We start from the raw sequence: 22,233 nt of genomic DNA on the forward strand, positions 1-22,233 counted from the left end.
CGCGCCGAGGCGGGCGACCGCGGACGGGCGGACGAGAGCCTCGTCACCGTCGCGTCCCGCCTCGAACGCGTGGCCGAACGGCTGGCCGAGGCCCGCGAGGACCTGCCGGGGTCGCTCTCGCGGGCGACCGACCAGCGACTCGAACAGGCGCGGCGTCGCTCCGAGCAGGCCCGCGCGGCCGACGCGCTCTGAGTCAGTAATTCGCGCGGCCGGCGCTCTGTGTTGGAAGTGGATAGGTCGCGTAGCCGACCGGCCGCGAACGCGTCGCTCACCGGTCGAATATACGCAAAATGTGAGTTATCGTTCTGCCGCGAAACGCGGCGTACTAAATTAGTTTAAAGGCGCGTGAGGTTCGTCGCGCGCGGGCCCTTGGGGGCCTGCTCGATGTCGAACTCAACATCCGTGCCTTCTTCGAGGTCCGGGCCGCCGATGTCTTCCATGTGGAAGAACACGTCGTCGTCAGCATCGTCCGTCGAAATGAAACCGTAGCCGCCAGTGTCGTTGAAGAAATCAACGTTTCCTTTCGCCATTGCTTTTGAACACACACGCCCTTTGCGGATAAGACTTGTGAGGGTCGTGTTGTCACGGGGCTATTTTATTGAATATTTTTCTGAATCCTCGATCTTTGTAGACGAATGTTCTGTTGTGTCGGTTCTGCTCTCGTTCGCCTAGCGGTTCGTCGCCGATGGCGCGGTAATCTGTGGTATCGGCAGTTCTGCTCACCGAACCCGGCGGGTCGCGGCCGACGAGGCTTTACGCGTGGCCGGACGGTCTCCGACACCGTGGATGCTAACGACGTTCGTCGGAAGTGGGCGAATCGGTCGGGAGAGTTCTCGCCGGAGTACTACGCGTACTACGGGCCGAACGAGACGAGCGAGTCGATCCGGCGCGTCTTCGAGGCGCGTCTCGACCTCTCGGCGTCGATTCTCGAACTCGGTTGCGGTCCCGGTCGGCACCTCTCGCACCTCCGCGAACACGGCTTCGAGAACCTCCACGGCGTCGACATCAACCCCGACTGCTTCGAGGTGATGGCCGACGCCTACCCCGACCTCGCCGACTGCGGGACGTTCCGCGCCGCCGCCATCGAGGAGGTCGCCGAGGAGTTCTCCCCGGGCCAGTTCGACGCCGTCTACTCCATCGAGACGCTCCAGCACATCCACCCCGACGACGCGTGGGTGTTCGAGGCGCTCGCCCGGAGCGCGAGCGACTACTTCGTCACCGTCGAAAACGAGGGCGACCAGTCGGTCCCGCCCGAGGACCGCGGCGTCAACGACGACGAGTACGACTTCCCCCTCTACTACCGCGATTGGGAGGCCGTGTTCGCGTCGTTCGGCTTCGAACAGGTCGCCTGCGAGCGCGGCGACCGCGACACGCTCCGCGTGTTCCGCCGGACCGACTGACCTCGTTTTCACTCAGAAGCCGCCGTAGCGGAGGTACACCATATCGGCGATGAGGACGAGTTGGAACACTCCCTGTACGCCGCCGAGCATGGCGTTCTGTTTTCCGATGGCCGAGATGACGCCGGGATCCGGGTCCTCGGAGGTCATCTCGAAGTACATCCGTATCTCGCCGGGCATCAGGAAGCCGAAGCCCTGTACCGAGAGAATCGTGACGACGACGAGCGCGACGACGATGGCCGGTGTGGTCATCTGAAAGTCGCCGATGGTGGTCGCGACCCACGCGAGCGACCCGACGGTGGCGACGGCGAAGGCGACCTGCCAGCGCCGGTCGCGCCACGCGTTTAGTCGCCGTCCGAGCAGGAGAAACACCGGGATCAGGTTCGCGGCGGTGAACAGCGCGAGCCACGGTTCGGCGTGGGGAAACACCCCGAGTCGCTGGGCGAGCGTGATGCCACCCGCGATGGTGACAAGCGCCATCGACGGGAGGAAAAACGCGGTCTTCGGCGTGAGGCGCTCGAACACCGCGGCGCTCTGTTCGTCCGTCAGGCCGCCGATGACCGGTCCGAGAATCGCCCCCATGAACAGGTCGGTGCCCGTCCAGAGCAACCCCGCCATGACGTGGACGAACGTGTGTTGCTGAAGCGACCCGAGCGTGACCGCGTACCCCAACGCGAGAACGGAGACCGCGACGATGCCGCCCGCGAACGCCGGATTCGCTCGTCGTGCCATACCCCCGATTGTCCCACCAACCGTTGCCCTGTGTTGGCTCATCACATCCGTGACGTGTACTATCGGTGATAAAACCGGCGACGAACGCACTTATCCCCTCCAGCCACCACCCTCCGACAATGACTGACGCCCTCTCGTTCGATATCACGAGCGTCGACGACGTCGCGGCCAACCGCGACGAGGTTGTCGCGGCGGTCGAAGCCCACGCGGGGACCATCGCGCGCGAACTCGCCATCCTCCAGGGCGGCGACTACGGCCAAGAGACGTTCAAGACGCGCCGCGGGACGTGGACGCTCAAGTACGAGGCGGGCGCGCTGCAGTACCTCCGGTTCAAGGGGAAGTCGGGCGGCGAGACGTACGTCGTCTCGACCAAACAGCCCCCGGAGCCGAAGGCGCTCGCGACGGCGATGCAGGACTACCCGGCGTTCGTGGAGGCGTACAACGAGCACGTCGAGTCGCTCGACGGCGTCCTCGACGACGTGCCGACGGAGTTCCCCGCGGTGACGACGACCGAGGAAATCGTGGCCCAGCGGGACCAACTCGTCTCGACCATCCGCGAGGTGGCCGACACCATGGCGGGCGAGCTCAACCGCTTCGACGGCGAGTACGGCACCTTCACCCAGCGGGTCGGCGGCACGCGCTGGGAGCTGAAGTGGGACGGCCCGCGGGCGTCGTACCTGCGCGTCGGTGGCGAGGGCGGTATCTACCTGCTGTCGCAGTACGAACCACCCGCCGCGCCCGACGTGCGCGAACTCGCCGGCGACTTCGTCGCGTTCGTGGAGGCGTACAACGAGTACGTCGACGACCTCGAAGCCGACCTCGCGACCGTCTCGTTCGACGACGCTGGGTAACGGGGTATCGCGGTAGCGGTGTATCGGGGCACCGCGACGTTTTTGGAAACACCGCCGTCACGTGAAGCCATGAGCGACGACGACCTCGCGTGGGAGACCACCGACACGCGCATCGACTACTCGTGTCCCGGCTTCGACATCCGCATGGACGACGTTCGGCTCCCCGACGGGACCGAGACGGACTTTCACTACGTCGACGAGCCGGCGGCGGTCGTCGTCCTCCCCTTCACGCCCGACGGCGACGTGGTCGTCATCGACGAGTGGCGACAGGCCGTCGGCCGGACGAACCGCGGGCTCCCCGCCGGCGGTACCGAACCGGACGACGACGACTACGCCGCGGCCGCCCGGCGCGAACTCGCCGAGGAGACCGGCCACGAGGCCGAGTCGGTCGAGCCACTCGTGACCGTCGAGCCGGCCAACGGCATCGCCAACTCGGTCCACCACTACTTCGTCGCGCGCGGGTGCGAGCCGAGCGCCGACCAGAACCTCGACTTCAACGAGAGCATTCGCCCGACGACGGTCGAGTACGACGACCTCAAGCGGGCCGTCCTGACGGGCGAGGTCCGCGACGCGCGGACGGTCCTCGGCGTGCTCTACTACGAACTCGCCGGCGAGTAAGGAGCCGAGAGGGCCGTCGCTGGTTCCCCTTTTCGTCCTGCGTTTGCGTTCGCCTCCTGGACCGCCGCTCAGGAGAGATGACGAATCAGCTCGTCGGTCACCTCCTCGCGCTCGTGGTGTACCCAATGCGACGCGTCGGGGAACGTCCGAAGCCGGCCGTCCTCGCAGTAGTCGATGCTCTGTTTCGCCATCGAGGGGACGAGTGCGATGTCGTCTTCGCCCCAGCAGACCAGCGTCGGTTGGGTGACGACCTCGCGGGGCGGGCTTTCCGACCGGAGGAACCCACGATACCAGTCTATTCGCGGCCCGATACCCGTGTGCCGCCAGGCGGCCCGATAGCGGTCGATAGTCTCTCGGTCGAACGTCCCCGGGTTGGACGTCTTTTCGAGGGCGGCGACCATCCTGCTCGCGTCGTTCCAACTGAGAATCCATTCGGGGAGCCTCGGCAACTGATAGAACCAGACGTACCAACTCCGGGCGATCTGCTCGGGGCTCGACCGCAGGGTCGTTCGGTACACCGCCGGGTGTGGGACGTTCAGAATCCCGAGTCGGTCGACCGCGGACGGTTGGCGGAGGGCGACGTTCCATGCGACGAACCCGCCGAAATCGTGGCCGATCAGGTGGGCAGACTCCCGTCCCTCGTCACGGATGAGGGCGCACACGTCCGCTGTCAGTTCTGACACTCGGTAGGAGTCGATTCCGTCGGGGGCCTCGCTCAGGTTACACCCTCGCTGGTCGGGGACGACCACTCGGAAGCCCGCCTCGACGAGCCGCGGAATCTGGGCGCGCCACCCGTACCAGAAGTCGGGATGGCCGTGCAGTAACACGACTAGTGGGTCGTCGGAGTCGCCTGCAGTAACGACGTGTAACCGGACGCCGTTAACGTGACGGGTGGTGGATTCGATGCCGGACGCGTCGATGAGCGAGCCGTCGGTGCTTGGGTGGGTGTCTGTGTCCGTCATTGCTGTTGGCTCGGAGTGATGATCGGGCGCTGTCTCTGTGCGGGACTCATGTGAGTTCGAACCGGTACCTAAGCGCAGGTGACAGACCGGGGTACGGCTACTGCCGTAGCCGTGAGGCTACTTTTATCACCATGTCTGGCGCGAACCGCACCCACCGTCCGCCGTCCCGCAACGTCCGACGCGAAAACGTTAGCAAACAAGTTCGTTGAACACGCGCTGTTCGACTTTTCGGAGGTGTTCACCGGCCGTCGAAGGAGTGATTCCGACTGCCTCCCCAACGTCCCGAAGTGACGCCTCTCGGGGAACGTCGTAGTATCCCAACTGAACTGCCGCCTCCAGTACCTCCTCTTGTCGGGGAGTCAACGTCCTGCTGAACGTCGACTTGTCGGGTTCGAAATCGCCCATTTCGAGTAGTTCGACCGAGACACTCGCTCTTTCGACACCGACTTCGAACAGTTCTCCGAACGCCTCGTCGGTTCCCAGACACGTCAGCTTGATACCTCCGTCATCGGTGAAGCGCATCGGAGTCTCGATTACCAGCGGAGATTCCCGTTGTAGTTCCAGCGTCCGCCGCGACGGCTCTGTCGGTTCGAAATTACTCACGGCCATCCAAGGGTCATCTCCCGAGACGAGGTAGTCAATGACGCGCGGGGCGTTCTCCATAATCTGTCTGTATCGCTCTTGACTGCCGCTCGCTTCGGCGAACAGCAACACGGTGCCGTCGGCGAGCAACTCGACGTGATGAATCGCTCGCCTCTCGACCGACGGCGCTTCCGTCAACCGCTTTCCGAGGGGATGGAACGCGTCCCGGCTCTCCGGTTTGACCAGCACCGTGAGATATCGCATACGCTGAGTTGAGCTGCGTCGCGGTAAAACGTAGCGACTGTCCGACATTTCTCGGTCGGCCGCGGGCCGCGCGTCAGCTCACCGAGTGGTCAGGCGACCGACTCACACTCGCGTTCGCCCCTCGAACCCCGCTCCGAGGCGAGAAGGATTTTGATGCCGGCGCTCTAAGAGGTCGCCTGTGGCTACTACGACGCGCCTCCCTGACCCCGTTCGGTCCTTCCTCGCGGCTATCGCCCTCGGCGGCGGCGGTCTCGCGGTGGGCACGATACTCGTCGTCATCACGCAAGTCCTGGCGTTGAGCGCGGGCGTCGAACTGACGCCCCTCGCGCTCGTCGTCATGTCGCTCGTCCTCTTACAGGGCATCGCCTTCGGCGGCGTCGCCCTCGTCTACACCAGATACCGCGGCCTCGACCGCTCGTACTTCGGCGTCTCCGTCCCGTCGCTCCGCGACATCGTCGCGGTCGTCCTCGGCTACGTGACGGCGCTCGTCGCGGCGTTCGTCGGCGCGTTCCTCGTTTCGACGTTCGGCGTCCAAGCGGGGTCGAACCAGGTGACCGAAATCGCCGCGCAGGACCCCGAGGTGCTGTTGCTCCTCATCCCGGCGTCGTTCCTCCTCATCGGCCCCGGCGAGGAACTGCTGTTCCGCGGGGTCGTCCAGAACCGCATCCGCGAGTCGTTCGGCCCGGTGCCGGGCATCGCCCTCGCCAGCGCCATCTTCGCGGCGATTCACTACGTCGCGCTCACCGGCGGCGCGGGCGGCCGCCTCGTCACTATCGGCATCCTGTTCTTCCCGAGCGTCGTCTTCGGCTCGGCGTACGAACTGACCGACAACATCGCCGTGCCGGCGCTCATCCACGGTGCGTACAACGCGACACTGTTCTCGCTCGCGTACCTCATATTCAAGTTCGCCGAGATGAACCCCGGCGAGATTCCGACCGGGCTGTTGTTCTGAGCGGCCGTCGATACCAGCCTTTTTCCTTCGCTATCCCTTCGAACAGACGTGTTCTTCTCCACACTCGTGTCGGCTGTCCAGGGGCTGGTTCCGGCGGCCGTCACGGTGGATATGCTCGTCGTCTTCGCGCTCATCCTCCTCTCTCTCGTCTTGTTCGCCACCGAGTGGCTCCCCATCGACGTGACCGCCATCGTCGTGATGGTCCTCCTGATGGTGCTGGAGCCGTGGACGCAAATCACCCCGCAGGAGGGACTCTCGGGCTTCGCCAGCCCGGCGACCATCACCGTGCTAGCGATGCTCATCCTGAGCACGGGCGTCAACCGAACCGGTATCGTCCAACTCATCGGCCGGAAGATGGCCAACTACGCCGGCAATAGCCAAACGAAGCAACTCGCCGCGACCATCGGCGTCACCGGCCCGGTGTCGGGATTCATCAACAACACGCCGGTCGTCGCCATCCTCGTTCCGGTCGTTGCGGACCTCGCGCACAAAGGCAAGACCTCGCCGTCGAAGCTCCTCATGCCGCTTTCGTTCGCCTCGATGCTCGGCGGCACCCTGACAGTCATCGGTACGTCGACGAACATCCTCGCCAGCGACATCGTGGCCCAACTCGGGCGAGAGTCACCCGGCCTCGGTCTCCACGCCTTCGGGATGTTCGAGTTCACCAAACTCGGTGTCATCGTCTTCGTGGTCGGCGCGGTCTACCTCATGACGGTCGGCGTTCGCCTGCTCCCCAAGCGGGTGCCCGCCGAGGACGACCTCGTCGAGGAGTACGCGCTCCAGGAGTACCTCGCCGACGTGGTCGTCCCCGCGGACTCGTCGCTCATCGGCCAGACCGTTCAGGAAGCTCTCGGGAACGACGACCTCGACATCGACGTGTTACAGCTCATCCGCTACGGCGAGCAGTTCTTGGAGCCGCTGGCCCGCAAAGAGATTCACGAGAACGACACGCTCCGGCTCCGCACCAACCGGGAGACGCTCGAACGAATCATGCGCTCGGAAGGGCTCACGTTCGTCGGCGGGCCCCGCTCGGAGAGCGAACTCCACCCGGGCGAAGAAGAGCCGGTCATGGTCGAAGTCGTCATCCCCTCGGGTTCGTTTCTCGTCGGCGAGAGCCTCGCCAGTTCGACGTTCCGCCAGCGCTACGACGCGAACGTCCTCGCCTTCCGGACCCGCGGGAAGGTCGTCCGCGACCGGTTCGAGGACATCGACATCCGCGTCGGCGACACGCTGCTCGTGCAGGCACCGCCCGACAGCCTCACGCGACTCGTCCAAAACGAGGACTTCATCGTCGCCCACGAGTTCGACGACACCGACTACCGAACCGAAAAGACGCCGTTCGCCGTCGCCATCATCGCCGGCGTCGTCGCGCTCCCGGCGTTCAACGTCCTCCCAATCGTCGTCTCGGCGCTCGGCGGCGTCGTCGCGATGATTCTCACCGGCGTGCTCAAACCGAACGAACTGTACAAGTCGGTCGAGTGGAACGTCATCTTCCTGCTCGCGGGCGTCATCCCGCTCGGCGTCGCGCTCCAACAGACGGGTGCGGCGGCGCTCCTCGGTGACGCCGTCGCCTCGACGGCGACGTTCCTCCCCGCAATCGGTGTCCTGTGGGTGTTCTACCTCGCGACCGGGTTGCTCACGAGCGTCATCTCGAACAACGCGAGCGTCGTGCTCATGATTCCGGTCGCCGCCAGCGCCGCCCAATCAATCGGGGCCAACGCGTTCTCGTTCGTCCTCGCCGTCACGTTCGCGGCCTCGACGGCCTTCATGACTCCCGTCGGCTACCAGACGAACCTGTTCGTCTACGGCCCCGGCGGCTACACGTTCTCGGACTTCCTCCGCGTCGGCGCGCCGCTGCAGTTGCTCCTGTCGGTCGTCACCGTGGCCGGCATCGCCTTCTTCTGGGGCGTCGGCGCGTAGGCGCGTCGCTCCCGCCGTGTGAGTCGGCCACCGCCGACTCAGTCGTCGCCGTCGAACTCATCGCCGTCGAATTCGTGGTCGTAGAACGCTGAGACGGTTCGCTCCGCCGAACTTCCCGGCGGCGCGCCCACGTAGACGCCGACTTTGTCGATGTCCGGGTGTATCGTCACGTCGGGGTCGTTCATGGTCGACACCGCGAGATACCGGAGCGGTTCGTCGCCGTCGTTGACGACGCAGTGCGCCCCTGACTCGTCGCTCGGGCAGGGGACGTAGTCGCCCTCTGCGAGGGCGTGGACCTCACCGCCGAGGCGGACCTGCCCGCGCCCGGAAAGCACGTACAGCGCCTCCTCGTTCGCGGCGTGGTAGTGGTACGACCACGGCTGTGCGCCGGGCGGGAGTTCGTAGAGGCTACAGCCGAGGGCGTCGCTTCCGGCGGCCGCGCCCAACCGCTTCTGTTTGAACGTGCCTTCGACGCCGTCGCGGACCGTCCAGTCGATGTCGGACTCGTTGACTGGTTCCATATCGGCCGTTCGGCGAGTTGGCAGAAAAACGTTCGTCGGGGCCGCTCGGCCGTGCGCGCTGGGCGTCGGTCAGTTCGGGCGGTCGTCGCCGCGTCCGTCCGCCCGCATCGCTCGGTTGGGAGTCGAGGCCGCGGGCGTCGCCGTCTCGCGGCCCGGCACGCCGCCCGCCGCGCGCCCAGAGTCGAACTGCGAGACGAGCGACTTGAGCTGCTGTGCGCGCTCCGAGAGCGACGAGGACGACGCCGCAATCTGCTGGGTCGCGGCCGTCTGTTCTTCGGCCGCGGCGGAGACGTTCTGCGCCTCCGAGGCCGTCCGGTCGCTGAGGTTCGTTATCTCGTCCATCATCGTGACGACCTCTTGGGTCGACTGCGCCTGCTCGTCGGTGGCGCTGCTGATGGACTGGATGGAGTCGTTGCTGTCTTCGATTTTGTGGACGATTTCTTCGAGCACCTCGACCGTTTCGCCGACGGTCTCGCGGCTGGCTTCGACCTCGGCCTGCGTCTCGAAGGTGTCTTCGGCGACGCTCTCGGTCGATTGCTCGATGTCGCGGATGAGCGAGTCGACCTCTTGGGTCGCCTCGGCGGTCTCTTCGGCGAGCGTTTTCACCTCGCTGGCGACGACGGCGAACCCCTCACCGGCGTCGCCCGCGCCCGCCGCCTCGATGGAGGCGTTGAGCGCGAGGATGCTCGTCTTTTCGGCGATGTCGTCGATGAGGTCGACGACCTCGCTGATCTGCGTGACCGACTGCTGGAGTTCCTCGACCTCGGTGACGGTCTCGGTCGACCGTGACTCCAACTGCTCCATCTTCTCGATGGTCGAACCGGCGGCTTCCTGACTCTCCTTGGCGCGCCCTACGGTCTGTTGGGACTGTCGTGCGATTTCCTCGGAGGAGGAGGCAATCTCCTCGATGGTCGCAGAGAGGTTGCTCAGTTCGGACTCCGCGGCGTTGAGGTTCCGGTGTTGCGTCTCGTTGCCCGCCGAAATCTCCTCGATGCTGTTGGCCACGTCCGTGCTCGTCGTCTTCACGGCGTCGGCGCTCGCGGTGACTTCGGAGCTCTCGTCGTCGACCTGCTCTGCGAACGTCTGTATCTGGACGATGACCGAGTCGATGGCCTCCAACATCTCGTTGAAGCCCCGCCCGATGCGGCGCATCGCGTCGTTGTCGCTCTCGGCGTCGACACGGACGGTGAGGTCGCCGTCGGCGGCCGTCTGCATCGCGTCGCCGTAGTTCTCGGCCTGCCGTTCGAGGTCCGTCGTGAGCGCGTCGAGTTCGCGCCGCCGCTTTTCGGCGCTGTCGACGAGTTCCTTCATGTCCGCGACGATGGCGAGCGTCGCGGTGCCGCCGATTGCGAAGACGGCGACCGTGGCGGTCATCAGCGGCGAGGTCACGAGGTTGAATATCTCGGTGTAGATGCCGAGTTTCTCGAGCGTGAGGCTGACCATCCACAGAATCGCCAGCACGGAGGCGAACGCGTACGTCAGCCAGAACGACGCTTCCGCGTCGGTGTCGCGGTAGTTGAGCCACGCCAGCACCGCCGCGCCGATGAATCCGAGGGTCCCGATAGCGTCGAACAGCGCGTCGATTATCACGAGGTGTCACCGCCTTTGATGACGTTTTTCCGGCGGACGTACGCCGCCGCGAAGAACGTGACTCCCGCGAGGCCGATGCCGACCGCGTGCTCGACGAAGTTGAGTACCGACCCGAGGAAGAGCGCCTCGAGGTTCGTCGCGACCATCCCGACGACGAGGAGGACGTACCCCGCGGCGAACAGCTTGGTCTCGTCTCTGTACTGCGTGATAACCGGTATCAGCCCGACCAGGGCGACGGCGAGCGCGGTTACTTCGAGTGGTGATAAGTCGGCTAACATCTGGTTAGCCAGTTATTCTAATCTCTTTGTAAACTGTTCGCCCAAAAAATCACGTTTGATACCCATGGTGTATCCTTTCTAGAATATTTCAACGCATGTGGCTATTTCCGGTCGTGCGTCTGTTTTTGGGCGCGCGGCCGACCCGCGAACGCAACCCTTACCGCCGCGCTCGGGAAACGCCACTCCATGCGCGACCACTTCGAACTCCGCGACGGGGACCTCGCCGGCCGTATCGGCCGCCTCTCGGTCCCGCGTGCGGGGGTCACCGTCGAGACGCCGGCCCTCCTGCCGGTCGTCAACCCGAACATCGACACGATTTCGCCCGCGCGGTTGGAGTCCGAGTTCGGCGCGGACATCCTCATCACCAACTCCTACATCATCAAGACGAACGAGCACCTCCGCGAGGAGGCGCTCGACGTGGGCCTCCACGAGATGCTCGACTTCCACGGGGCCATCATGACCGACTCGGGGTCGTTCCAACTCGCCGAGTACGGCGAAATCGACACGACGACCGAGGAGATTCTCCAGTTCCAGCGGGACATCGGCACCGACATCGCCACGCCGGTCGACATCCCGACGCCGCCGGACGTGGCCCGCGAGCAGGCCGAGACGGACCTCGAAATCACCAGGCAAGCCCTCGCCGACGCCGAGGCGGCCGACACGGGAGAGATGCTCGTCAACGCCCCCGTTCAGGGGTCGACCTACCCGGACCTCCGCGAGGAGGCCGGCCGCCACGCCGACGCGACCGACCTCGACGTGTTCCCCGTGGGCGCGGTCGTCCCGATGATGAACGCCTACCGCTACGACGACATGGTCGACGCCGTCGCGGCCGCCAAGCGCGGCCTCGGCGTCGACGCCCCGGTCCACCTGTTCGGTGCGGGCCACCCGATGATGCTCGCGCTCGCCGTCGCCCTCGGCTGTGACCTGTTCGATTCCGCCGCCTACGCACTCTACGCCCGCGACGGCCGCTATCTCACGGTTCGCGGGACCGAACACCTCGAAGACCTCGAATACCTCCCGTGTACCTGTCCCATCTGCACGGAGTACTCGCCTGACGACCTGCGGGCCGCGGGGTCGAAAGAACAGGAGCAACTGCTCGCCGAACACAACCTCCACGTCACGTTCGCCGAACTCCGCCGCATCAAGCAGGCCATCCGCGACGGCGACCTCATGGAACTCGTCGAGGAGCGCGCCCGCTCGCACCCGGCGATGCTCGACGGCTACCGCGCGCTCCTCGACCACGTCGACCAGCTCGAACGCGAGGACCCCGCCTCGAAGGGCGCGTTCTTCTACGCCTCCAACGAGAGCGCCCACCGCCCCGAGGTCGCGCGCCACCACGCCCGGATGGACCGCCTGACCGCCGAGGGCCACGTCCTCCTCACCGAGGGCGGCATCCCCTCCGGCGACGACTTCGACGCGACGTGGCGGGTCGTCCCGCCGTTCGGCCCGTTCCCGCGGTCGCTCTCCGAGACGTACCCGCTCACCGCCGAAGTCCCCGAGCGACTCGACCGCGACGCCTACGAGCAGGCCGCCCGCGGCGTCTCGCGGCTGGTCGAGGAGAACCCCGACGCGGCGTTCACGCTGGCGCACGACGACTGGCCCGAGTCGGCGCTCGCTCACGTCCCCGAGTCGGTCGAGTTAGAGTCGCTGTCGACGGTCTCAGAGTGGTTGGCCGACGAGCGTGACGAAGCCGACGAGGACGACGACGGTTCGGCGTCGGCTGACGCGTAGACCAGTTCACTCGGTCGCGTCGGCGTCTGTCGGTCGATGCTCTTAGGTTCACCCGACGTATCAACGAACACGATGGAGGCTGTCCTCTGGTACGTGCTCACGGGAACCCGCGGCGGCGAAAACCGTGTGCGTATTCTCAAGACCGTAGAGGAGCAGCCGCGAAACGCCAACCAACTGGCCGAGACGCTCGACCTCGACTACAAAACCGTCCGGCACCACCTCGACGTGCTCATGGACAACGACGTAGTCCAGCGGAGCGGCGACGACTACGGCGCGGTCTACCTCCCGTCGCCGCGGTGTCGCGCCAACTGGGAGACCGTCGAGACAATCGTCGAGCGGATGGACTGAGTATGCGAGTCACAGACGCGGTGATTATGGAAAGATTTGGGAAAGCGTATATCAGGATGACGGGGAAAGGAGAGAACGAATGAGTATCTGGGTGGACGTCGCGACGGTCTCCTCGGGCGTCAACGTCGTCGTGCTGCTCGCACTGTCGGCGGTGTGGGCCCGAAACTACGTGACCTTCAGGTCTAAACACGCCGTCGGACTCCTCGTGTTCGGGGTGTTCCTCCTCGCCGAGAACGCGCTGGCGTTCTACATGTACATCCTCGACCCGACGCTCTCGGGATGGTTCAGCACCGACGTGCCCGTCATCGCGTGGCGACTGATGATGCTGTTGCACGTCTTCGAGACGGTCGGGCTCGTGTTCCTCGCGTGGATTACGTTCGACTGAAAACGCTGTTTTCTCTTGCCTCAGTCCGGTTTTGACGCATCCCCGCCCGCTCAGTCGCGGTGTTTCCGCTCGTGGGTCGGGTGTTCGGAGATGAAGACGCTCGTGTGGTCCGGCACGTCCTCGGTGACCCACGAGTTCGCACCGATGCTCACGTGGTCGCCGACGGAGACCGCGCCGAGCACCTTGGTCCCCGCGCCGATGACGACGCTGTCGCCGATGTCCGGGTGGCGTTTGTACCCCTTCTTGAGCGAGTGTTCGTCGTCTTCGTCCTCCTCGAAGTGGAGCGCGCCGAGGGTCACGTCCTGATAGATGCGCGCCCACTCGCCGATGGTCGTCGTCTCGCCGATGACGACGCCGGTGCCGTGGTCGATGAAGAAGTAGTCGCCGATGGTCGCGCCGGGGTGGATGTCGATGCCCGACTCCATCTTCGCGTACTCGGCGAGTTCGCGGGCGTATTCGGGCGCGCCGGCCTCGTAGAAGGCGTTGGCGACGCGGTGGACGATAATCGCCTGCACGCCGGGGTACGACCGGATAAGTTCCATGTAACCGCGGGCGGCGGGGTCACCTTTGTACGCCGCTTCGACGTCCTTCTTCAGCGTCTCGCGGATATCTGGAAGTTGCCTGACGACCTCGTCCACGACGGGCTTGGGGTCCTCGTCCGTGTAGGGTTCGATGCCGGAGTGACAGAGCGCGCCGAAGTTGGCGACGCCGTCGCGGAGGAGTTCCTCGTCGCCGACCCACGGCCCCGCGTTCCAACAGCGCGGGAACAGGAGTCGCTTGATGAGGTCAACGTCCTCTCGCAGGTGATTCCGCCGCGGGAACGAAAGCGACGTGTCCGTGGGGAAGGGGTCGTCGTCGGCGCGGTAGGACGCCGCGAGCCCGAGATGCGCGTCGCCCGAGTAGGTGTAGGACATCCGATAGCGATAGTTGGTGGACGAGCGGTATTTAACCCCGTCTCATCGGGCCCGATTCGCCGCCTTCGAACCGCGACTTCCGAGCGCGAATCGATCTCACCAGTCGGCGCGCTCCCGACCGCCGGATAAGGCTTCTGGCCGCCGAAATCGGGCGACTGGGGGCACATCGGGGAGAGATTTGGGTGACAGTTCGGAAAATCTTCTTTTAAATATTCGTCCCCCTCTGAGACATGCGACGCACACTCGCAGTGTTGATGACACTCGTCGTGGTCGTCGGGGGCATCCCGGCGGCCGCAGCGGCACAACAGGAGACCGCGTCCGTCTCCTTCGAGAACCAAGCGACAGGCGGCACGACCGTGACGGTTGATTCCGTCACGCTCCCCGACGGCGGCTTCGTGACGATTCACGACGCCTCCGTCACGGACGGTAACGTCCTCGGGAGCGTCGTCGGTTCGTCGGCGTACCTTGACGCCGGTACCCACGAGAACGTGACCGTCCACCTCGATGAACCCGTCGGTGAGTCCGGCACGTTCGTCGCCATGCCCCACATGGACTCCGACGGCGACCGCGTCTACTCGTTCGTCGCGGCCAACGGCGAGGCGGACGGCCCGTACACGGCTGACGGCAGCGCTGTCGTCGATACCGCGATGGTCAACGCGAGCGCGACCGTCTCCATGTCCGACCAGCCCACGACCGGCGACTCGGTCGTGGTCGACCGCGTCGAACTCTCGCAGGGCGGCTTCGTGACGATTCACGACGCGTCCGTCACCGAGGGCGCGGTGTTCGAGAGCATCCGCGGCACCTCGGCGTACCTGCCCGCCGGCGTCCACGAGAACGTCCGCGTCGAACTGGACGCGCCCGTGACCGAGAACACGACGCTCGTCCCGATGGCGCACATGGACACCGACGGTGACGAGATGTACACCTTCCCCGAGTCGGAAGGCGAGACGGACGGCCCGTACACGGCTGACGGCAGCGCCGTCGTCGACACCGCGATGGCCATGCCCTCCGACACGGCGAGCGTGAACTACACCGCGAAGGCCACCGGCGGCTACTCCGTCGTCGTCGACTCGGCGTACCTGCCCGAGGGCGGCTTCGTGACGATTCACGACGGCACCGTCACCGAGGGCGCGGTGTTCGAGAGCATCCGCGGCACCTCGATGTACCTCGAACCCGGCCTGCACCACGACGTGCGGGTCACACTCGACTCGCCGCTGAACGAGACGACCACCGTCGTCCCGATGGCGCACGTCGACTCTGACGGCGACGAGATGTACACCTTCCCCGAGTCCGAAGGCGAGGCCGACGGTCCGTACACGGCTGACGGCAGCGCCGTCGTCGACAGCGGCAACGCGACCGTCTCCGCCAGCGTCGACTACACGATGAAGTCCTCGGACGGCGCGACCGTCGTGGTCGACCGCGTCGAACTCTCCGAGGGCGGCTTCGTGACGATTCACGACCCGTCGCTGTCGGGCGGCGCGGTGTTCGATAGCGTGGTCGGCACCTCGATGTACCTGCCCGCCGGCGTCCACGAAGACGTGGCAGTCACCCTCGACGAGCCGATTCGCTCCTCGCAGGTGCTCACCCCCATGGCGCACATGGACACGAACGGCAACGAGGCCTACGACTTCGTGACCAGCGAGGGCGAGGCCGACGGTCCCTTCACGGCTGATGGCGGCGCGGTCGTCGCCAGCGCCCACACCTCGGTCAACGCGGTCGTGACCGCGATGGCCCAGTCCGGCGACGGCACGACCGTCACCGTCGACTCCGTCACGCTCCACAACGGCGGCTTCGTGACGGTCCACGACGCGACGGTCACCGAGGGTCAGGTCTTCGAGAGCGTCCGCGGCACCTCCGCGTACCTCGAACCCGGCACCCACGAGAACGTCGAAATCACCCTCGACACGCCGCTCGAGGAGTCCGGCACCGTCGTCCCGATGGCGCACATGGACACCAACGGCAACGAGGCCTACGACTTCGTGACCAGTGAGGGCGAACACGACGGACCCTACGTGGCCGCCGGCGGCGCGGTCGTCACGACCGCCGACTACACGGTCGAGGGCATGATGACGGACGAGCCGACCGAGACGATGACCGACGAACCCACGACCGAGATGACCGACGAGTCGATGGAGACGACGAGCGAGTCGTCCACCGACGCGCCCGGCTTCGGCCTCGTCGTGGCCCTCGTCGCACTCGTCGCGACGGCGCTCGTCGCCGTCCGACGTCGGTAATCCCGCTGACGACGCACCGGTCCACAACCACACAGAGGCACCCTTTTTCGTACGCCGCGCGGGCCAAAAGCCACCCCCGCGCGGCACGCGCCCCGCTTTGGGGTTATTTCGACTGTTTCATCCGCGCTGCGTAGTCCCACGTATGCAGCCGCTCGGGCCGAATCCGAATCACGACCTCGTCGCGGTCGGGCGCGAGCAGTCGCTCGGCCAGTTCCGAGTCGGTGTCGCCGAGATACCGGACGATGAGTCGCCGCAGAACCGCCTTCTCCGCGTCGGGTTCGACGGTCGCGGTGCCTCGGCCGCGGACGCCCCGATACGGCGGGTCGTTGGTCGAGATTTCGAACGCCACGTCGTCGTGGGCGCGGAGGAACCGCACCACGTCGGCGTCGGCCGAAGTGGCACACCGGAGTTCGGCCGCCTCGGGGTCCCACTCGTACCACAGCGAGAGCATCCAGAGGTCGTCCGCCGGGGTGCGACACGAGAGTCGGACCGGGGCGGTCGCGTCGGCGAGGAAGTCGTCGACGCGGTCGCGTGACCACGGGCCGGTGGGGTCGGAGGCGTTCATAGTGGCTGTTCGGGCGGAGCGGGCTAAATTCGGTAGGCTCGGTGGAAGTAGAGCGGCCGAACTGGTGGGTTCGGTCGCCGGCGAGTTCGCTGTGCCACCAGACATAGAAGTGTCTGGACACAAGCACCCGTGATGACGGACACAGACCTCGGTACGGCGGTAATCGTCTACGACGACCCCGACGAGGGAACCGTCGAGAAACGCGTCGAAAACGAGAACATCGCCTACTTTCAGGACCACTGGATCGTGAAACGCGACGAGGACGCCAGCGGCAACGACGTCGTCCGCCGGATTCCGATTCAGCGAGTCCACTACGTCGAGCGCTCCGTCGAGGAGTTCGAGGCGGAGGTCAAGACGCTCCGAAACCAGGTCGAGTCGTTCGCGAAGAACCTGCAATCGTCGCTCCTGGGCGGCGGTGACGACACCGACGCGCGAACGGAAGAGCCCCAGCGCATCGAAGTCGAAGACGATCGGTCGAGCAAGTAATCCGGCTCGTCTCCGCTGTTTTTCGCGTGACTCGCCGTGTACGACGACGCCCGGCGTCCCGCCCGGCTCGGCGCGCCCGCAGAAGACAAGTTAATTGGCTATCGGGGGCCGAAAGCGGGTATGACCGATTACTTCGAGGTTCACGCCCGCGACGGCGCCGCCCGAATCGGGGAGTTGCGGCTCTCCGAGGCGGTGACGACGCCGGCGGTCGTGGACGACGTGCTCGCGGACGCCGGCAGCCTCTGGGCGACCGAGCGCGAGTTCCCCGACGGCTCCGACGACGTGCTGACCGTGCTCCCCCACCGCTCGCTTCCCGCGGGGAGCGCCGACGAGGTGCGCGAGTCGTTCGCCGTCGACTACCCCGACGTTGACTTCCCCTCGGCCGCCGTCGTCACCGCCGACACGGCCGATGATTACGGCGCTGACGCCTACGTCCTCTCCGACGCGCAGGGCTTCGTCGGCCACGCGCGCGCCTTCCGCAACAACGTCATCGAGGCGAAGGAGAACCTGCCCGCCGACACGGCGCTCATGCTCTCGGGCGTCGCTACGCCCCGGAACGTCTCGCTTCTCGTCTACGCGGGCGTCGACCTCGTCGACGAGACACTCGCCCGCGCCCGCGGCCTCGAAGGGTTCTACCTCACGAGCGACGGCGAGTACTTCCTCGAAGACCTCGACGAATTCCCCTGCGCCTGCGAGGCCTGCCGCAAACCAGCCTCGGAGTTCACTCGCGCCGACGCGGCCGACCACAACGCCAACGCCCTGCGCGCCGAACTCGCGCGGGTCCGCCGCCGCGTGCGCGACGGTCGGCTCCGGGACTACGTGGAGGGGCAGGCCCGCCACGACCAGTGGCTGACCGCCCTGTTCCGACGGTTCGACCAGCAGTACAGCTTCATGGAGGAACGGGTCCCCGTCATCCGCGACTCGGAACTCACCGCGGCCTCCGAGGAATCCATCGACCGCGTGGAGATTCAGCGGTTCGCCGACCGCGTGACCAAACGCTACCGGAACCGCTTCGACAACCCGCTCGTGCTCCTGCCGTGCTCGGCGAAAAAGCCCTACAGCGAGTCCCAGAGCCACCGGCAGTTCCAGGAGGCCGTCCAGTACCGCGCGCACATGGTGTCGATGACCTCGCCCATCGGTGTCGTCCCGCAGGAGCTCGAACTCACCTACCCCGCCCAGCACTACGACTCGGTCGTCACGGGCGACTGGTCGGAAGACGAGAAGTCGTTCGTCGCCGAGGTGCTCCGGCGCTACCTGGAGCGCAACGACTACCCGCGAATCATCGCGCACCTCCCGCCGGGCGCGTACACGGAAATCGTCGAGCGCGTCGCCGACGACTTGGACCTCGACGTGGAGTTCACCGTCTCGGAACACCCGACGACGACGGAGTCCATCGGGAACCTCATGCGGACGCTCGACGGCGAACCCAAGTTCACCCGCGAGGAGCGCGAGCACAACGTCGTGAAGGCGCTCGCCGACTACCAACTCGGCCCGGACGCGGGCGACGCGCTCTTTGCCGACGTGGAGTTGGAGATGACGAGTCGGTATCCCAAACTGCAGGTGTGGAACGACGCGGGCGTGCAGTTGGCGACGATGGTCCCGCAGTACGGCGTGCTCTCCTTTACGCTCGAAGGCGCGAAGGTGTGGCGCGACAGCGACGCACCGACGAAGACGGTCGAAATCGACGGCTTCGTCCCGCACGGGTCGGTCCTCGCGCCGGGCGTCGTCGACGCCGACGAGGACATTCGGCCGGGCGACGAGGTCGTCGTCGAGGGACCGAAGGCGTTCGCCATCGGTCGCGCGGAGATGGGCGGTCGCGAACTGGTCGAGTCCACGCGCGGTATCGGCGTCGAGATTCGGCACGTCGAAGAGCGGTGACGCGAACGCGGGTCTGGTGACGCGGCCCCGACTCGCCTCGGAAATCGCAGGACATCTCATCGCCACCGGTCGAAGTTACTTAATTTTGATATACTTATTGCCGTCGTTAACCGCCCCCGAAACGCCAGTAAATGGTACGTATAGTGTGTTTCCTGTCGAACTCGGAATGTCGGAATTATCACGTCGCTATAACTTTAAATAGTATCACGTCCCAACGTGGGCCATGATGGTAGAACGACACGAGGGAGAGCGGTTGGAGTTCGACGAACTCCCCGACGATGGGACGATAGACTGGACGATTACCCAGGCGCTGTTGTCGGCGAGTGACTCCACGTCACGGGCATTGGAGTCGCACTTGTTGCAGGCGCAGTACCACGGTGACGCCGGGGCCGATACGGCGGCGACGGCGCAACACATCGACGATGCAATCGACCGCCATGCGCGGATTATCGAGGACCTGCGCCTCGCACGCGACGCGCTCGAACATCGATAAAACCGAACCCGCCGCCCCTGTCGCCCCTCGCCGCGCGAACCCGACCGCACGCCCTCCCGTTGACATCCTCCCCGCCCTGAAGGGCGGGGTTTTAGCCTTGAATTTCGCATAAGCTGTTTATTTAACAGCGGCTGCGAACAACCATGTATGAAGTTGGCCGTCCCAACTGACTTCGATATCCTCGAGGCACTCTCGGATAGGAGGCGGAACACCGCCGTGAATCTCTCGTATATCCTCGATAAGAACCGTTCGTACATCAACACGCGACTGCCGATTTTGGCGGACTACGGCCTGTTGGCGCGAGTCGGGCCCGCGCCGAACTCCGGGCTGTACGAAATCACAGACAAAGGGCTGGTCGTCATCGACAACCGCGACCAGTACCGGACAGACGGCGTCGACTTCGACGCCCTCGTCGAATCCGAACTCAGGGCGCGGACCGACGAGACGAACGCGTAACAGAGCAACGCGCCGCAACCGGAGGTCGGGACGGCTTTCGGAGGCACCCCGGCGCGCTGTTCTCGGTGATGAGTGGCGATGCTGTTCGACCCCGCCGCCCCACCGGCGTCGTGGTGTCGGAGTATGTCCGCACCGTGCTGTGACCGTCGCCGCCTTTTTGCCGCCTTGCCGCCCAGTGCGAGGCATGGATATCGAACCACTCTCGCTCGGCGTTCCGAAGCCTATCATCGACTCGCTCCCGGAGGCCGACGGCACGGCGGCACAGGACATGCAACGCGCCGTCGAGGGGCTCGAAACCCGACTGAACCGGGCCATCGACGGCGCGGAGACGGAATCGGAGGCCGCCGGCTACGTGGTCGACGCGCTCGAACGCCTCGAAGGCCACTACGAGCGCTACGACGAGTTCATCCCGGAACTCCGCGCGTGGGGGCAATCGCCCATCTACGCCATCGCGTGGCGGAACCTCCAAGCGGACCTCATCCTCCAAATCGAGGAGTACGACTGGCTGAAGCCGCACATCGACCGGGAACGAAACCTTCGACTGGTCGAAGACGGTATCAGATTCGGCAAGTAACCAACACACTAGATTTTCTGACTTGGTTGGTCGATTCTCGGCCCGAATAGCGCTTTGGCCGCCTCCAGAAATGCTAAAAGTTCGAATTTCTACTCTGCAGCTGTGCGACCCCACGTTCGCGGCCAGAACAGAGTCTACGATTTTACGAACCCTACGAATAAGACAGAGACTGGCCAATTGAGTTCCTAATTGATTTTATCGAGAAGAAAATCACACGTCTGTACTCATTTGGATCATAGCGTATTCTGCACTCTTGTCAATAAATTCTTCGAACGCGATTCCAAGATGCTCATGCTATTGTTCATAATGAACAATTCTATCGCTTCAACCTCTACCATAATTCGAGCAGACGAAATTCAATTTCAGATACTCATTAATCTTCTAATACAAAATCTGTCAGTCCATCTGTTCTCGCGAGACAGGAGCATAAGGCTATCTTGTCTTTCGCCCGGAAAGCCCCATACATTAAGTGAACCCCCTGCGAGTTCAAAACAGTGCAACACGTTGGGAACGGGACGCGTTATCGCTCTCGTTCCTGCTCAGTCGCCACCACTTCACGAACTCCCTCGCAATCCATGTTCACACCCATCGGCTAATATGGCAGACCGTGACGATTCGGAGTCGGGAGACTCCGACACCGAGATACAGAACTCGCCGTCGTTATCTGACCTTGCGGACCGCGTGGAAGACGGGACGCCTGCCTCGGATAAATCGGGCGATAGCGCCTCGCCGGCGGGAGAAGAGGGATCGACGACCGACCAGACGCCCTCGAAGCTCTCCGAACTGGCGGACTCAATTCGGCGGAAACAGGGCTCGTCGGCGTCGGACGACAAGGCCTCCGAGTGGGACCTCATCGACGACCTCCCGGACGCCCCCTTCGACGAGGCGAACTTCGACGAGAAGGCGGAGGCGGTGTTCGACCTCGTTTCCGAGCAGTCTAACATCCTCATCGTCGGGCCGGCGGAGACCGCAGCGGAGTACAACCTCTGTACGCAGCTCATGACCGGCGACTCGGGAGCCGCAAATCAGCTTCTCGTGTCCGTCGAGACGGCGCCCGAAGAGCAGCTCAACATCCTCAACAACTACCGCGTCGGGAGCGTCGAGAACCAGACGCTCATCAGCGTCCAGTCGTACGACGCCTCCGGGACAATCGACGCCGCTGACCTACCGATAACTATCAAGACCGTCACGAAGGCGACGGACCTCCGTCGCATCGGACTCCTCATCACGAAGTCGCTGAACGAGTGGGGCGAGTCGTCGGCTCAATCGACGCTCTGTGTGCATTCGCTTTCGAACCTCATCACCGCGGTGAACAACAACCAGCGCGTCTTCCGGTTCCTCCACATCCTCACGAATCGCATCTCGTCGGCTGGTGCCCGCGCCCACTACCACGTCGACCCGGCGCGACACGACGACCAGACGCTCCGGACCTTCAAGTCCCTGTTCGACGCGACGATAGAGTTCGAACCCGACGGGTCGCTATCGCTCGGCTGAGACGGGCG

At 65.0% G+C, this 22,233-nt stretch carries 25 protein-coding genes; 16 read left to right on the forward strand and 9 right to left on the reverse strand.

The window, feature by feature from the left end:
• Nucleotides 1-192 (forward strand): hypothetical protein (locus NKF06_RS04120; protein ID WP_253244605.1); only part of this gene is annotated, 192 nt, incomplete at its 5' end.
• A 143-nt stretch (nt 193-335) separates the two neighbouring features.
• Here the strand turns inward: NKF06_RS04120 and NKF06_RS04125 are convergent.
• Nucleotides 336-530 (reverse strand): cold-shock protein, encoded by a 195-nt coding sequence (locus tag NKF06_RS04125; protein WP_004041873.1) that lies wholly within the window; start codon nt 528-530, stop codon nt 336-338.
• A gap of 252 nt (nt 531-782) precedes the next feature.
• Here NKF06_RS04125 and NKF06_RS04130 point away from each other — a divergent pair, with 252 nt between their 5' ends.
• The gene (locus tag NKF06_RS04130) at nt 783-1,400 is read left to right on the forward strand and encodes a class I SAM-dependent methyltransferase (protein WP_253244606.1); all 618 of its coding nucleotides are present in this window, start codon (nt 783-785) and stop codon (nt 1,398-1,400) included.
• A gap of 12 nt (nt 1,401-1,412) precedes the next feature.
• Here the strand turns inward: NKF06_RS04130 and NKF06_RS04135 are convergent, their stop codons facing one another.
• Nucleotides 1,413-2,129 carry a hypothetical protein gene (locus NKF06_RS04135; protein WP_253244607.1) on the reverse strand — a complete coding sequence of 239 codons (717 nt, stop codon included), beginning with the start codon at nt 2,127-2,129 and terminating at the stop codon, nt 1,413-1,415.
• 119 nt (nt 2,130-2,248) lie between these two features.
• On the opposite strand from NKF06_RS04135, the gene NKF06_RS04140 reads away from it, so the two are divergent.
• Together NKF06_RS04140 and NKF06_RS04145 are read left to right on the forward strand one after the other, a co-directional pair.
• A complete protein-coding gene (locus NKF06_RS04140; RefSeq protein WP_253244608.1) occupies nt 2,249-2,980 on the forward strand; it encodes a hypothetical protein in 732 nt (243 codons plus the stop codon).
• Nucleotides 2,981-3,049: 69 nt separating this feature from the next.
• Nucleotides 3,050-3,598, forward strand: coding sequence for an NUDIX hydrolase (locus NKF06_RS04145; protein ID WP_253244609.1), 549 nt, complete (start codon nt 3,050-3,052; stop codon nt 3,596-3,598).
• Between the two features lie 68 nt (nt 3,599-3,666).
• Here the strand turns inward: NKF06_RS04145 and NKF06_RS04150 are convergent, their stop codons facing one another.
• Together NKF06_RS04150 and NKF06_RS04155 are read right to left on the reverse strand one after the other, a co-directional pair.
• Nucleotides 3,667-4,560 (reverse strand): alpha/beta hydrolase, encoded by an 894-nt coding sequence (locus NKF06_RS04150; protein WP_058825822.1) that lies wholly within the window; start codon nt 4,558-4,560, stop codon nt 3,667-3,669.
• A 189-nt stretch (nt 4,561-4,749) separates the two neighbouring features.
• Nucleotides 4,750-5,406 carry a helix-turn-helix domain-containing protein gene (locus NKF06_RS04155; protein ID WP_253244610.1) on the reverse strand — a complete coding sequence of 219 codons (657 nt, stop codon included), beginning with the start codon at nt 5,404-5,406 and terminating at the stop codon, nt 4,750-4,752.
• Nucleotides 5,407-5,584: 178 nt separating this feature from the next.
• On the opposite strand from NKF06_RS04155, the gene NKF06_RS04160 reads away from it, so the two are divergent.
• Together NKF06_RS04160 and NKF06_RS04165 are read left to right on the forward strand one after the other, a co-directional pair.
• Nucleotides 5,585-6,358, forward strand: a complete 774-nt coding sequence (locus tag NKF06_RS04160; protein ID WP_253244611.1) for a CPBP family glutamic-type intramembrane protease — start codon at nt 5,585-5,587, stop codon at nt 6,356-6,358.
• Nucleotides 6,359-6,406: 48 nt separating this feature from the next.
• A complete protein-coding gene (locus NKF06_RS04165) occupies nt 6,407-8,278 on the forward strand; it encodes an SLC13 family permease (RefSeq protein WP_253244612.1) in 1,872 nt (623 codons plus the stop codon).
• Between the two features lie 38 nt (nt 8,279-8,316).
• Here the strand turns inward: NKF06_RS04165 and NKF06_RS04170 are convergent, their stop codons facing one another.
• The 3 genes from NKF06_RS04170 to NKF06_RS04180 form a co-directional block, all read right to left on the reverse strand.
• Nucleotides 8,317-8,799, reverse strand: coding sequence for a cupin domain-containing protein (locus NKF06_RS04170; RefSeq protein ID WP_253244613.1), 483 nt, complete (start codon nt 8,797-8,799; stop codon nt 8,317-8,319).
• Nucleotides 8,800-8,868: 69 nt separating this feature from the next.
• Nucleotides 8,869-10,389 carry a methyl-accepting chemotaxis protein gene (locus NKF06_RS04175; RefSeq protein ID WP_253244614.1) on the reverse strand — a complete coding sequence of 507 codons (1,521 nt, stop codon included), beginning with the start codon at nt 10,387-10,389 and terminating at the stop codon, nt 8,869-8,871.
• Nucleotides 10,386-10,667, reverse strand: a complete 282-nt coding sequence (locus NKF06_RS04180; protein ID WP_253244615.1) for a hypothetical protein — start codon at nt 10,665-10,667, stop codon at nt 10,386-10,388. The genes NKF06_RS04175 and NKF06_RS04180 overlap by 4 nt, the downstream gene beginning before the upstream one ends.
• A gap of 186 nt (nt 10,668-10,853) precedes the next feature.
• On the opposite strand from NKF06_RS04180, the gene tgtA reads away from it, so the two are divergent.
• The 3 genes from tgtA (at nt 10,854) to NKF06_RS04195 (ending at nt 13,131) form a co-directional block, all read left to right on the forward strand.
• Nucleotides 10,854-12,398, forward strand: coding sequence for a tRNA guanosine(15) transglycosylase TgtA (tgtA, locus tag NKF06_RS04185; RefSeq protein WP_253244616.1), 1,545 nt, complete (start codon nt 10,854-10,856; stop codon nt 12,396-12,398).
• Nucleotides 12,399-12,470: 72 nt separating this feature from the next.
• Nucleotides 12,471-12,746: a winged helix-turn-helix domain-containing protein gene (locus NKF06_RS04190; protein WP_004041883.1), complete on the forward strand. Its 276-nt coding sequence runs from the start codon at nt 12,471-12,473 to the stop codon at nt 12,744-12,746.
• A gap of 79 nt (nt 12,747-12,825) precedes the next feature.
• Complete coding sequence (locus NKF06_RS04195) at nt 12,826-13,131, forward strand: hypothetical protein (RefSeq protein WP_253244617.1); 306 nt, start codon at nt 12,826-12,828, stop codon at nt 13,129-13,131.
• Between the two features lie 50 nt (nt 13,132-13,181).
• On the opposite strand, the gene epsC is transcribed toward NKF06_RS04195, so the two are convergent.
• The gene (gene epsC / locus NKF06_RS04200; RefSeq protein ID WP_253244618.1) at nt 13,182-14,045 is read right to left on the reverse strand and encodes a serine O-acetyltransferase EpsC; all 864 of its coding nucleotides are present in this window, start codon (nt 14,043-14,045) and stop codon (nt 13,182-13,184) included.
• Between the two features lie 254 nt (nt 14,046-14,299).
• On the opposite strand from epsC, the gene NKF06_RS04205 reads away from it, so the two are divergent.
• Nucleotides 14,300-16,279 carry a PGF-CTERM sorting domain-containing protein gene (locus tag NKF06_RS04205; RefSeq protein ID WP_253244637.1) on the forward strand — a complete coding sequence of 660 codons (1,980 nt, stop codon included), beginning with the start codon at nt 14,300-14,302 and terminating at the stop codon, nt 16,277-16,279.
• Nucleotides 16,280-16,382: 103 nt separating this feature from the next.
• Here NKF06_RS04205 and NKF06_RS04210 read toward each other — a convergent pair whose 3' ends face one another.
• The gene (locus tag NKF06_RS04210; protein WP_253244619.1) at nt 16,383-16,844 is read right to left on the reverse strand and encodes a pyridoxamine 5'-phosphate oxidase family protein; all 462 of its coding nucleotides are present in this window, start codon (nt 16,842-16,844) and stop codon (nt 16,383-16,385) included.
• A 132-nt stretch (nt 16,845-16,976) separates the two neighbouring features.
• Between NKF06_RS04210 and NKF06_RS04215 the strand changes: the two genes are divergently transcribed.
• The 6 genes from NKF06_RS04215 to NKF06_RS04240 all read left to right on the forward strand — a co-directional run bounded on the left by NKF06_RS04215 (nt 16,977) and on the right by NKF06_RS04240 (nt 22,225).
• A complete protein-coding gene (locus tag NKF06_RS04215) occupies nt 16,977-17,330 on the forward strand; it encodes a hypothetical protein (protein WP_253244620.1) in 354 nt (117 codons plus the stop codon).
• Nucleotides 17,331-17,450: 120 nt separating this feature from the next.
• Entirely contained in the window at nt 17,451-19,208 is a 1,758-nt protein-coding gene (arcS, locus tag NKF06_RS04220) for an archaeosine synthase (protein WP_253244621.1), read from the forward strand.
• Between the two features lie 223 nt (nt 19,209-19,431).
• Nucleotides 19,432-19,701 (forward strand): hypothetical protein, encoded by a 270-nt coding sequence (locus NKF06_RS04225; RefSeq protein ID WP_058825812.1) that lies wholly within the window; start codon nt 19,432-19,434, stop codon nt 19,699-19,701.
• A 147-nt stretch (nt 19,702-19,848) separates the two neighbouring features.
• On the forward strand, nt 19,849-20,157 hold the full coding sequence (locus NKF06_RS04230) for an ArsR family transcriptional regulator (protein WP_253244622.1): 309 nt from the start codon (nt 19,849-19,851) through the stop codon (nt 20,155-20,157).
• Between the two features lie 184 nt (nt 20,158-20,341).
• Nucleotides 20,342-20,731 (forward strand): hypothetical protein, encoded by a 390-nt coding sequence (locus NKF06_RS04235; protein WP_058825810.1) that lies wholly within the window; start codon nt 20,342-20,344, stop codon nt 20,729-20,731.
• Between the two features lie 597 nt (nt 20,732-21,328).
• Nucleotides 21,329-22,225: a hypothetical protein gene (locus NKF06_RS04240; RefSeq protein WP_253244623.1), complete on the forward strand. Its 897-nt coding sequence runs from the start codon at nt 21,329-21,331 to the stop codon at nt 22,223-22,225.
• The last annotated feature ends 8 nt before the right edge of the window (nt 22,226-22,233 follow it).

Source organism: Haloferax sp. AB510 (assembly GCF_024136985.1).
In the GTDB taxonomy this organism is placed as follows: domain Archaea; phylum Halobacteriota; class Halobacteria; order Halobacteriales; family Haloferacaceae; genus Haloferax.